The organism is Rhodopseudomonas sp. BAL398, from assembly GCF_033001325.1.
Classification (GTDB): Bacteria; Pseudomonadota; Alphaproteobacteria; order Rhizobiales; family Xanthobacteraceae; genus JARJEH01.
The window spans coordinates 984814-996401 of sequence record NZ_CP133111.1 but is presented as its reverse complement, the minus strand read 5'-3'; the positions used below and the strand labels follow the sequence as shown (position 1 = coordinate 996401).

General features: G+C 63.5%; 11 protein-coding genes and 2 tRNA genes. 4 read left to right on the top strand and 9 right to left on the bottom strand.

The annotated features are described in order from the left end of the window. Positions 1-62: 62 nt before the first annotated feature. Positions 63-1763, bottom strand: coding sequence for an AMP-binding protein (locus tag RBJ75_RS04675; RefSeq protein ID WP_044414875.1), 1701 nt, complete (start codon positions 1761-1763; stop codon positions 63-65). A 90-nt stretch (positions 1764-1853) separates the two neighbouring features. On the opposite strand from RBJ75_RS04675, the gene RBJ75_RS04670 reads away from it, so the two are divergent. Beyond that, on the top strand, positions 1854-2519 hold the full coding sequence (locus tag RBJ75_RS04670; RefSeq protein WP_044414873.1) for a TetR/AcrR family transcriptional regulator: 666 nt from the start codon (positions 1854-1856) through the stop codon (positions 2517-2519). 74 nt (positions 2520-2593) lie between these two features. Here the strand turns inward: RBJ75_RS04670 and RBJ75_RS04665 are convergent, their stop codons facing one another. From RBJ75_RS04665 to RBJ75_RS04650, 4 genes are all read right to left on the bottom strand, one after another. Beyond that, on the bottom strand, positions 2594-5464 hold the full coding sequence (locus RBJ75_RS04665) for a valine--tRNA ligase (protein ID WP_044414871.1): 2871 nt from the start codon (positions 5462-5464) through the stop codon (positions 2594-2596). Positions 5465-5598: 134 nt separating this feature from the next. Continuing rightward, the gene (locus RBJ75_RS04660; RefSeq protein WP_044414869.1) at positions 5599-6393 is read right to left on the bottom strand and encodes a PopZ family protein; all 795 of its coding nucleotides are present in this window, start codon (positions 6391-6393) and stop codon (positions 5599-5601) included. Between the two features lie 297 nt (positions 6394-6690). Then, the gene (locus RBJ75_RS04655) at positions 6691-8088 is read right to left on the bottom strand and encodes a TolC family outer membrane protein (RefSeq protein ID WP_044414867.1); all 1398 of its coding nucleotides are present in this window, start codon (positions 8086-8088) and stop codon (positions 6691-6693) included. Positions 8089-8309: 221 nt separating this feature from the next. Next, a complete protein-coding gene (locus tag RBJ75_RS04650) occupies positions 8310-8975 on the bottom strand; it encodes a protein-L-isoaspartate O-methyltransferase family protein (RefSeq protein WP_044414866.1) in 666 nt (221 codons plus the stop codon). Between the two features lie 14 nt (positions 8976-8989). On the opposite strand from RBJ75_RS04650, the gene RBJ75_RS04645 reads away from it, so the two are divergent. Beyond that, complete coding sequence (locus tag RBJ75_RS04645; protein WP_152647799.1) at positions 8990-9331, top strand: hypothetical protein; 342 nt, start codon at positions 8990-8992, stop codon at positions 9329-9331. Then, positions 9311-9385: transfer RNA gene (locus RBJ75_RS04640), tRNA-Asn, on the top strand. Before RBJ75_RS04645 ends, RBJ75_RS04640 begins: the two co-directional genes overlap by 21 nt. Before the next feature lie 167 nt (positions 9386-9552). On the opposite strand, the gene RBJ75_RS04635 is transcribed toward RBJ75_RS04640, so the two are convergent. Next, positions 9553-9813, bottom strand: coding sequence for a hypothetical protein (locus RBJ75_RS04635; protein WP_044414884.1), 261 nt, complete (start codon positions 9811-9813; stop codon positions 9553-9555). A 219-nt stretch (positions 9814-10032) separates the two neighbouring features. Between RBJ75_RS04635 and RBJ75_RS04630 the strand changes: the two genes are divergently transcribed. After that, a complete protein-coding gene (locus tag RBJ75_RS04630) occupies positions 10033-10224 on the top strand; it encodes a hypothetical protein (RefSeq protein ID WP_044414864.1) in 192 nt (63 codons plus the stop codon). 178 nt (positions 10225-10402) lie between these two features. On the opposite strand, the gene RBJ75_RS04625 is transcribed toward RBJ75_RS04630, so the two are convergent. The 3 genes from RBJ75_RS04625 to RBJ75_RS04615 form a co-directional block, all read right to left on the bottom strand. Then, positions 10403-10546 (bottom strand): hypothetical protein, encoded by a 144-nt coding sequence (locus tag RBJ75_RS04625; RefSeq protein ID WP_160297952.1) that lies wholly within the window; start codon positions 10544-10546, stop codon positions 10403-10405. A gap of 166 nt (positions 10547-10712) precedes the next feature. After that, a tRNA-Cys gene (locus RBJ75_RS04620) sits at positions 10713-10786 on the bottom strand. Between the two features lie 55 nt (positions 10787-10841). Then, a complete protein-coding gene (locus RBJ75_RS04615; RefSeq protein WP_044414862.1) occupies positions 10842-11570 on the bottom strand; it encodes a tRNA-uridine aminocarboxypropyltransferase in 729 nt (242 codons plus the stop codon). Between the last annotated feature and the right edge of the window lie 18 nt (positions 11571-11588).

The following is an 11588-nucleotide window of genomic DNA, read 5'->3' as shown; positions in this document are numbered from 1 at the left end:
TGGTTGAGCTGGTTAAGCTGTTCGATACGTCCGGTTCGGCCCCGATGAGGGCGATGCTGGTGCTAGGCGGTCCTGGTTTCCGCCAGAAGAAGCTCGTCGCGCATGCGATCGCGCATGACGAATTTCTGGATCTTGCCCGTGACGGTCATCGGAAACGCCTCAACAAAGCGCACATAGCGAGGCACCTTGTAGTGGGCGATTTTGCCGCGGCAGTAGCTACGGACATCCTCTTCGTCGAGCCGGCATGAGGCGCGGAGCTGAACCCATGCGCACAGTTCTTCGCCAAATTTGGTATCGGGTACACCGAAGACCTGAACATCTTTGATATCGGGGTGGGTGTGCAGAAATTCCTCTATCTCGCGCGGAGAAATGTTCTCGCCGCCTCGGATAACCATGTCCTTGATGCGGCCAACGATGTTGCAGTAGCCTTCAGCGTCGATGGTAGCTAGATCGCCGGTATGCATCCAGCCAGCCTGATCGATCACTTCGACGGTGCGCTGTTCATCGCCCCAATAGCCACGCATTACGGAATATCCCCGCGTGCACAACTCGCCGGGCGTCCCCCTCGGCGTGATGGATCCTTTGTCGTCGACGATCTTGACTTCGATGTGCGGGTGTACGCGTCCGACCGTCGAGACACGTCGCTCAAGCGTATCGATCCGGCTTGTTTGAAAACTGACCGGGCTTGTCTCGGTCATGCCATAGGCGATGGTGATGTCTCGGATGCCCAATATGTCCACGACGCGCCGCATGACTTCGATAGGACACGGCGCACCCGCCATGATGCCGGTACGGAGCGAACCGAGCCGATAACCGTCGAGTTCGGGGTGCTCCAGGATCGCGATGAACATCGTCGGCACCCCGTAGAGCGCCGTACACCCTTCCTCCTCGATCGCGGAGAGCACCGCGCCCGGGTCGAAGGCCGCGCTGGGGATGACGATGGTCGAGCCATGCGTGAGACAGGCAAGGTTTCCCATCACCATGCCAAAACAATGATAAAAAGGAACGGGAATACAAACCCGGTCGCCAACGCCCAGTCCGATCCCCTCTCCGACGAAAAAGCCATTATTGAGGATATTGTGATGCGTGAGCGTTGCGCCCTTGGGCGCACCGGTGGTGCCGCTGGTGAACTGAATGTTCGTTGGATCGTCAAATCCGACCTTGCTCGCCACCTCAACCAAAGACGTGTCGACAGCGTCACCCGGCGAAGCAAGGGTTTCGAATGCAATCGCTCCTGGGAATGCGGGAGCCCCGATCTGGATGACGATCGCAAGGTCGGGAAGCGACTTGGCACGAAGGGCGCCGGGCAGCGAGGTCTTCAGTTCCGGCGCGACCTCGGCCAGGATCTCGAGGTAGTGGCTGGTCTTGTAAGATGTCGCGCAGACGATGGCGCGGCAGCCGACCTTTCTGAGGGCATACTCGATCTCCGAACAACGATACGCCGGATTGAGGCTTACCAGAATCAGACCGGCTTTTGCCGCGGCGAATTGGGTCAACACCCACTCGATATTGTTTGGTGACCAGATCCCAATTCGATCGCCGGGGGCGAGACCGAGCGCGATGAGTCCGCGGGCGACCGCCTCGACGCGGTCTCTCAGCGCCGCATAGCTGAGCCGCACGCCTTGTTCGCGAGCAACGACTGCAGCCTGCTCGGGCCAGGCCTCGGCGGCCCGATCCAGCGCCATCGCGATCGTCTCGCCGACAAGGGGACGGTCGGCCAGGCCCGATACGTAGCTCGAAGATTGGCCTGCTGTTACAGACATGGCGTCACTCCCACAAAACGTTGGGTGATTTAAATAACGTTGTTATATCTATGTCAATGATGTATGTGGGAGGCGAGGAAGAACCGTCGAATGAAACCGTTGCCGCCCGTCAAACCGGATTTCGGAACCAGCAAGGAAGCCCGCGACGTCGCGATCAATCAGACGCGGCGGCGGCTGGTGCTTGACGGCGCTTGGCGGGTTTTTGCCCGCGACGGTCTCGATGGCGCAACCATGCGGGCGATCGCCGCTGAAGCCGGCTGTACGACCGGCGCGATCTACCCCCTGTTTCCCTCGAAAGAGGCCGTCTATGCCGAATTGCTGATGGAATCCCTGGACCGACTGAAAGACTGGGTTCTGAGTTCAACCCGCACTGCGCGCAGCCCGCGGACCAAACTAAAAGCAAGCGCACTCGCGTTTCTCTCGTATTATCGAGACAAGCCGGACGAAGTGGCGCTGGGCCTGTATCTCTGGCACGGACTAAAGCCGCGGGGCCTAAGTCACAACTTTGATATGGAGTTGAACAAACGTCTGAATGACACGCTCGATCTGGTGCACGATGCGCTTCGCGCATTGGGTCACCTCAGCGAAGCGAAGGCCCGTCTTGAGACGAGCACTCTGTTTGCCTTTCTGATCGGTGCGCTCATCGTTCACCAGACCGGTCGTCTGCGGATGCTCGGCAGCGAGCTGGACGCAATCGCCTCTGCTCATCTGGAGGCGGTCGTCTCTCGTCTGGAGAACGCAAAGGCCCTCGACTGATCTCAAAAGTGATCACGTGGAGAGCCTTGCTCATGTTCGTCGACCGAGAGACTCTGACCGCGCAGCAACGGTCCTCACCCCACGGTCTTGAGCCGCTCCAGCGCCTCGGCGATCTTGGCTTTGCGCGCGACGGCCGCCGCGTGCTTGTCCTTTTCCTCCTCGACGATTTCGTCCGGCGCGTTGGCGATGAATTTCTCGTTTCCGAGCTTGGCGTCGACCCGCTTGATGTCGGCCTCGGCCTTCGCCAGTTCCTTGTCGAGCCGGGCCTTCTCCGCCGTCAGATCGATCAGGCCCTTGAGCGGCAAGGCCGCGACTTCGCCGCGCACCAAGAGTTGCACCGCGCCCTGCGGCGCGGCGTTGGCGAAGGAGATCTCGCCGACCCGCGCCAGCCGCTTGATCACGTCGCTCCAGCGCTGCGCCCGGGCCTGCATGTCGGGGGACGCCTTGATCAGCATCAGCGGCGTCAGCGTCGCCGGCACGATGTTCATCTCGGCGCGCAGCGAGCGGATCGCGGTGACCAGATCGACCACCCAGCCGATCTCGGCCTCGGCGGCGTCGTCGCGGAAATCCGCCGCCGGCTCCGGCATGTTGATGATGGTCGGCATCGCCACCGGATCGCCGGCCACCGACGCCGCCAGCAGCGACAATTCCTCGGCCGACGGCCCGCGCTTGCGTGACCACGGCGCCAGCGCCAACAACCCGTCGCGCGGCGCGGTCACCGCCCATAATTCCTCGGTGATGAACGGCATGAACGGGTGCAGCAGCTTGAGGATTTCGTCGCGCGCCCACGCCACCATCGCCCGGGTCTCGGTCTTGGCGGCGCCGTCCTCGCCCATCATCACCGGCTTGGCGAGTTCGAGGTACCAGTCGCAATACACGTTCCAGACGAAGCGATACGCCGCGCCCGCGGCGTCGTTGAAGCGATAGGCCTCGATCGCCTCGGTGACCTCGCGGGTCGCCGCCACGGTCTCGTGCGCGATCCAGCGGTTCAGCGTCTGCTTGGCGGTCTTGTAGTCGAAGCCTTCAGGCAGCGCGCATTCGTTCATCTCGGCGAAGCGGCTGGCGTTCCACAGCTTGGTCGCGAAATTGCGATAGCCCTCGACCCGCTGCGGCGCCAGCTTGATGTCGCGGCCCTGCGCCGCCATCGCCGCCAGCGTGAAGCGCAGCGCGTCGGCGCCGTAATCGTCGATCAGGTGCAAGGGATCGATGACGTTGCCCTTCGACTTCGACATCTTGGCGCCCTTCTCGTCGCGGACCAGGGCGTGGATGTAGACGGTGGGGAACGGCACATCCTTCATGAAGTGCATGCCCATCATCATCATCCGGGCGACCCAGAAGAAGATGATGTCGAAGCCGGTGACCAGCACATTGGTCGGGTAGTAGCGCTTGACGTCGGCGTCGTCGTCGGGCCAGCCGAGTGTCGAGAACGGCCACAGCGCCGAGGAAAACCAGGTGTCGAGCACGTCTTCGTCGCGGGTGATGAAGCCGTCGCGCTTGCCGGCGTCCTCCGCCATGTCATGCGCCTGCTCGGGCGTCAGCACTTCCTGCTCGACATAATAGCCGAGCGCGTTGCCGACCGCCTCTTCCTCGGTCTCGGCGACGAACACCTTGCCGTCCGGGCCGTACCAGGCCGGAATCTGATGGCCCCACCACAATTGCCGCGAGATGCACCAGGGCTGGATATTGTCCATCCATTCGAAATAGGTCTTCTCCCAATTCTTCGGCACGAAGGCGGTGGCGCCGGAGCGCACCGCTGCGATCGCGGGCGCTGCCATCGTCTTGGCGTCGACATACCACTGGTCGGTGAGATAGGGCTCGATCACCACGCCGGAACGGTCGCCATGCGGCACCATATGGGTGTTGGGCTCGACCTTCTCGAGGAAGCCGAACTCCTCCAGCCGCGCCAGGATCGCTTTGCGCGCGGCGAAGCGCTCGATGCCGTGCATCTCGGCGGCGAATTCCGCGGCGCCTTCCGGCAGGCCGTGCAGATAGGCTTCGTTGTCGACCAGATCGAGCCGGCCTTCGGTATCGAGGATGCTGATCTGGCGCAGATTGTGACGGCGACCGACCTCGAAATCGTTGAAGTCATGCGCCGGCGTGATCTTCACCGCGCCCGAGCCCTTCTCGGGATCGGTGTATTCGTCGCTGACGATCGGAATCTTGCGGCCGACCAGCGGCAACACGACATTGCGCCCAACCGCGTGGCTGTAACGATAGTCGTCCGGACTGACGGCGACGGCGCTGTCGCCCAGCATGGTCTCCGGCCGCGTCGTGGCCACGACGATGAAGCTGTCGGGATCGGCCGGGTCGAAGGTCGCGCCCTCGATCGGGTAGCGCAGATACCACAAATGGCCCTTGACCTCGATCTGCTGCACTTCGAGATCGGAGATCGCGGTGAGCAGCTTCGGGTCCCAGTTCACAAGGCGCTTGTCCTTGTAGATCAGGCCCTCGCGGTGCAGCTGCACGAACACCTTGACGACGGCGCGGGACAGCCCCTCGTCCATGGTGAAGCGCTCGCGCGACCAGTCGCAGGAGGCGCCGAGCCGCTTCAGCTGGTTGACGATGACGCCGCCGCTTTCCGCCTTCCACTGCCACACCCGTTCGAGAAATTTCTCGCGGCCCATGTCGCGCCGGCTCGGCTCCTGGCGCTCCATCAGCTGCCGCTCGACCACCATCTGGGTGGCGATGCCGGCATGATCGGTTCCGGGCTGCCACAGCACGTCGCGGCCGCGCATCCGCTCGAACCGGCACAGCACGTCCTGCAGCGTATTGTTGAGCGCGTGGCCCATATGCAGCGAGCCGGTGACGTTGGGCGGCGGGATCACGATGGCGAACGGCTCGGCGTCGCGGCGGTCGGCACGACCGGCCTTGAAGGCTCCGGCGTCTTCCCAGGCGCGCGCGATGCGCGTTTCGATCTCGGCGGGCTGGTAGTTTTTTTCGATCATGGCAATGCAATCAAGCCGAAAGGCGTCCGGCAGCGCGCGGAAAGCACCCGCCTCATGCGGCTAGAAACCTTCCGGCGCGGCGCAAGTCAACCACAACGGGGCCATCAATTCGCTGCGCGAACCGCCCGGCCGTTTCAGCGGCCGCGGGAGACCCGTTCGATTTCGGCCTTGACGATGCGCTCGACCATCGTCGGCAAATTGTCGTCGAGCCAAGATTTCAGCATCGGCCGCAGCATTTCCTTGACCAGATCTTCCAGCGTGCGGGCGTTATTGCTGAGCACGGTGTTGGCCAGCGAATTGAATGCCGATTCCACCGCCGAGGCGGTCGAGCGTGACAGCATTTGCTGTGGTGCCGGTTCGGATGCCCAGTGTTCCGCTTCGACCGCCCGCTCCGGCGGGGCTTCGAAGGCCGGCTCACGCGGCGGCTGGATCGGTGGCGTCGCCTCGGCGAATTCGAGATCGGCCGCAATCGCCTGCTTCTGATAAGACGGCCCCGGCAACGGGGTCGGCGGGTCCGGTAGCGCCATGTCGTCGGTGAGCTCGAAGACGTCGCCGTCCGGCTGCGGCGGCCTCACCTCGTCTTCGGTTGTCGTGGCGTCGAGTCCGGCTAGCAAGGCGTCGATATCGTCCTGATCGTTGCTGGCCTTGGCCGGCGGTGCCGGAGGCGGCGTCGGCTCTGGTTTCGCAGCTGCCGTGACGGGCTTGGGCGGTGCGGCCGCGGCTTTGGGAGCCGGCGCAGCGGGCGCATCATTGCTCATCGCCGCAGGCTTCGGGGCCGGCGCCACCGGCTTCGCAGCTTCGGGCTTCGCCGCCGGAACTGGCGAGGGTGGTGTCGCAGCCGGCTTTGCTTCGTCGTCGGCGATGATACGGCGAATCGACGCCAAAATCTCCTCCATGGAGGGCTCTTGGACCTTTGCAGGCTGCGTCATCTCGGACTCCACATCATCAACGCCGGTGCAGGCGTTTTACACCAAAGCGGCGCAAGCGGGGACGATTCCGGCAAAGTCGGACCGACATTCATCGAGCGAACCGGACTTGTCCCCAGATCAAGCGCATTGCAATCATCGTCGGGGCGGACGCGAACTGGCGCATGCCGGGCCTTACAAACTGCCAACGCCATCGCGCCACGAATCGCCCTGCTCTTTCGCAGGACGCTACGTCATGCCGATAAGTGATTGCAAGCAAAGGGCTCTCGACGACAAGACGAAACCCCGACAGGCCGCGGCTCAGCGACCGTCCGGCGTGCGAACGCCGAACCAGCTGTCGCGGACCTGGTGATAGTGGACGCTGGGATCGTAGATGTTGGTCTTCAGACCAAGTACCTGCGGCGACAACCGGCCCACCGCGCTGAGCACCGCGTAGGACGCCACGACCCGGTCATGCTGCGCGGTCACCAGAGCGACGCGCGCATTGACCAGCGCCTGCTGCCCATTGAGCACGTCCAAGGTGGTCCGCTGACCGGCCCTGGCTTCCTCGCGCACGCCATTGACGGCGATCTCCGACGCCTTGACCTGGGCCTGAGCCGAGGACACCTGCGCCCGCGCCGCCAGCAACTGGCCCCAAGCCTGCGCCACGCTGGCGCGAACCTGGTCGCGCACCTGCTCGAGATTGAGCCGCTGTTGCGCCAGCGTCTCCTTGGATTGCCGAATCAAGGCGTATTCGCCGCCGCCCTGATAGATCGGAACCGACAATTGCGCGATTCCCGAAGCGACGAATTGCTTATCGACCGAGATCGAAGGTTCGTAGGCCTGCTGGGCGCTAGCCTGCAGGCTCAGGGTCGGAAACAGCGCGCCCTCGGCGACCTTGACGTTGAGATGGCTGACATCGATGCCAAACATCGCCGCAGTGACGTTCGGATTGTTGGTCAAACCCAGGTCGATGGCGCGCTGCAAGGTCGCTGGCAGGAAGCGATCGACCGGCGAGCCGGGCGCCAGCCGGGTGGGTTCGTTGCCGATGATTCGGCGGAAATTCGACTTGGTGGTTACGAGATTGGATTCCGCGGTCAGTTGCTGGCTGCGGCCGGCGGCAAGCTGGGCGTCCGACTGCGCCACGTCGGTTCGGGTGACTTCGCCGACATTGAAGCGGTCGTTGGTCTGCTTCAGGGTCTGATCGAGCACCCGGACGTTGCTGCGCTGAACCTCGACGATCGCCGCGTCGCGCAAATAATCCATGTAGATGGTAGCAGCGGCGAGCAGCACCGACTGCTCCAGCACCCGCAATCCCTCACGCGCGGCCGAGACCTGGCCTTCGGCCGCACGGGTCCGGTTCGCCGTCTGCTGGCCGTTGAACAAGGTCTGGGAGATCGTCGCGCCAACGGCGCGCGGAACTTGCGTTCCCTTGAGTTTGGCGGATTGACCAGCCACGCCGGTCAGCGACTCGACGTCGGTGTATTGATAGCCGCCGCTTGCGGTCACCGCGATCCGCGGACGGTAGCCCGACAGCGCTTGCGGCACGTTCTCGTCGACCGAGCGCACCGACGCGCGCTGCGCGTTGAGCTGCGGATTGTTCTGATAGGCCCGCACCAGGGCCGACTCGATCGTGTCGGCCCAAACCGGGCCCGCACCCAAACATAAAATTAGAATGCCGGTCACAGCTGAGCCGGTCGCTCGTTTCACGCCACGCATTCTTGGCAATCCAATCCTACCGTTCAACCATCGCGAGGACATCCGAAGGCCTTACACGCGTTGCAAGAACTCGTAAATTCCGCGCGCCCGAATGTCCCACCATACCTTATGCCACGCTTCGGGCCGACGAAACCCCTGCCCCCGCATCGCGGTCGAAACTCTCAGGCTGGCGCATCCGAGCCACACTTCTGATTCGAATGCAGAAATCGGCGCCAACGCGACTAAAAAACGAATGCTGGCATGCGCTGCAACTCCGGCAAAACCGGCAGCGAGGTTTCGAACAACACCCGGTCGCCGAAATCGCCAGCCGACCGCGTCACGATCTTCGCGCGTTGCGGCCGTTGCATGGCAAACACGCCGACCAGCCGCCCGCCCATTTTCAGCTGCTGATAGAGATTGGTCGGCACGATTTCGGTGGCGCCGTTGAGAATGATGACGTCGAAGGGCGCATCCTCCGGGCACCCGGCCGCCGCAGGGGCGGTCCGGACGGTGATGTTGCCGAAACCAAGGCCGTCCAGGATGGCTGTCGCCTGGGCTGCGGTGGCGGCATCGCTGACGCTGGCCGTCACTCGCCCGGCGAGCTTGGCCGCCAGCGCGGCCACATAGCCGGTGGCGCTGCCGACCACCAGAACATGGTCGCTGGATGTGATCTCCGCGGCATGCAGCAGCCGGGCCGTCACCACGGGCTGGATCAGGTATTGTTTGACTGCGCCGTTGCCGCCGACTTCGATATCGATATCGAGATAAGCCAGCGCGCGCTGGGACTCGCTCACGAAGGCCTCGCGCGGCACCGAACGCATCGCATCGATGATCCGCCAATCGGTCACGCTGCTCGGCCTGATTTGACCATCGACCATATTGTGTCGTGCGGTCACGAAATCGGACATCGGTACCCCTTGCCTTGCTGGAAACCGCGTCATCCTTGGTGCAAGACGCAGCAAAACGCAACATCAAGCGACAACCCGGCTTGATGACGATCCCCAGCAATGCCGCCGTCCGGTATCCGGCACCGCTGCGGCGCGAATCGTTTGGCGCGGCGGCGGCCGAATTCGCCGGTCGAATCGGCGCGCATCCGACGAGTTGGAACGGCCGAAACGCGGTCGAGCCGCGTAAAATCCCGTATTGCAGCGGTTTTAGCTGTTGCGAGCGCCATGTGGATTTGTGCTTTGCAAGCCCGGATCGCTTTGTTATACGCTGCCTCGCGAGCTTCGCTTCGCTCTGTTCCCTGGTAGCTCAGTGGTAGAGCAACCGGCTGTTAACCGGTTGGTCGCTGGTTCGAATCCGGCCCGGGGAGCCAACACTTTTTAAGCCACTCCAATGGCTCCAAATCGCACCCTCCGGGGTGCGTTTTGCGTTTGATCGGTGCGTTTGGTCAGACCGTGTGGAAGCGGCGCCCGAGCGCTCGCGGTCCGATTCGCGGGCCCGCCACCCTCTGTCATCGCAACAGCTGCCGCATTGGCTGATCTATTGTTCGAACACCGCGCGACAGGCTTCGCTCAACCTGCCGCGCTTGCGGCGCAGACAGGCGGTGATCGCGGCGCGGTTCGGAATTTCGCTGGCGCACAGCCGATAGACGTCAGGCGTACAGGCGCGTTTCTGCGCCGGGGTCGCGATCGGCTGCGCAGCGGCCAAGCCGATCAGCGCCGTTGCGACCGCTGCACCCAGCAATGCCGCGCGATGGTCTGGCCATCGCCAATGACGAAACCACGGAACCTCGCTGGTCATATTCGTCTCCTGCGCCGGGTTGCCCTGACGACGCAGTTGCCATGAACGGCGATCGGAGACCGTGATCTGGTTCACAGCAGCCGGGCAGCATCCCGCGCCATCGGCGGGCGTACCCACCACGCGACGCCCTCGCCGCGACGGCGATCGTTACAATTTTAGCGACCAATTCAACCCGGCTCAAAACTGTTTCTGCGACGTTCCTGGCAACAGGAGCGGGTCATGACAGAAGCCGAATACGATCAGATGCTGGATATCGTCGCCGATGCGATCGAGACCGGACCCCAGGACAATTTCCACAACGGCATCAGGCCGCGCTCGAACGTCTTGCGGTTCGTGCCGCGCCCCGCCAACGACAATCAGCTCGAATGGCCGCTGATGCCGTTCCCCGAGGGCTGGCACGCCTCCTGCTGAGATCGATTGCAGGGGGCGATGCGCAAGCGTCACGAATCGACGCGGCGCCCGCGCGCCTGCACGACCGACAATTCATCAAGCAAATTTCGGGCGATCACCGGGTCTGATCTGCGCGCGACAACGTCGCGGCAGCGGCCCGGCTGCGCCGTTTCCACTTCAACGCGACAACACAGCCGGCTCAGTCGAGCGGCATATCGTCGTCGGTTGAAGGCTGCTCTTCCAGTGAACAAATATCGCCACCGCCGAAATCCTGTTCCGGTAGCGGCTCATATCGTTTCGGTGGGGGCGGTTTTTTTTGCTGCTGTGGTTTGCTGCTGAACATGCTGCTCTCCGGTGCCGAAGCCCCGTTGGCATGGTCTAGCCCGCCTCGCGGCGGCCGGCTTTGATCTGGCGCATAATGGCGCATCGCCCTGCCCCGATTTTCCACGACGCAAATTAAGCCGGAACCGATCTGTCCCGGCCAATTCCTGTGAAAGTCGTCATGATGCTGGAGGCCACGCCCGGAATTGAACCGGGGTAAACGGTTTTGCAGACCGGCGCGTAACCACTCCGCCACGTGGCCCCATGGGCGATCTCATATACGGCCGAAGCCCGATAGGCAACCGCAGCCCAGGGGCTCAGGCCCGCTTCTTGCGGCGGTAATCGCGTTTCTTCGGCTTGGGCGCCAGTTCGGGCATCTCGGCCTGGACCTCGCGATAGCGCGCCAGCATCCGGTCGAAGGCGCCCAGCAAGGTTGCCTCGATATCGGGGCGCTTTTCCAGGCTGCCGAGCAGCATCGCGGCGGCCTCGATGGTCGACAGCCCGTCGCGGCGCGGCTCCTTGCGCAGCACGCCGTAGCGCGACGGCGCTTTCGGCCCGAGGATCACCCGCTGGCATTTCAGCATCCAGGCGTTGCGCCACCACAGCGCCTTGGCCTGGCTCCAGGTGCCGTCGAGCAGCACGATGCCCTCGAGATCCTTCAGAATCGCCCGCTGATTCTCCAGGATCTCGCTTTTGCGGCCGATCGCCACGATATCGCGGTCGGTGTCGAGATCGGCGACCTTGGCGGAGCCGAGATACAGCACCGCCCAGCGCGTCGGATCCTGAACCTGCTGCCCCAGCGCCTTCGACAGGCTCGGCCAGGACAGCCCGATCCGCACCACGGCATTGGGAAAATGCAGCGCCGCCAGCCGCGCGGTGCCGAGCGCGCGGTCCTGCTCCTGCGGGTGCTGCAGGATCAACAGCGCGATCCGATTCTCGATCGGTGTGATGCTGTCGCAGATGCATAGCGGCACCGGCTTGCCGCAATGCGCGCATTCCGGGATCGGCTCGGGCGCCCCGGCTTCAGGTTTCAATATCTTGGACATCGCTCGCTATACGCCCCG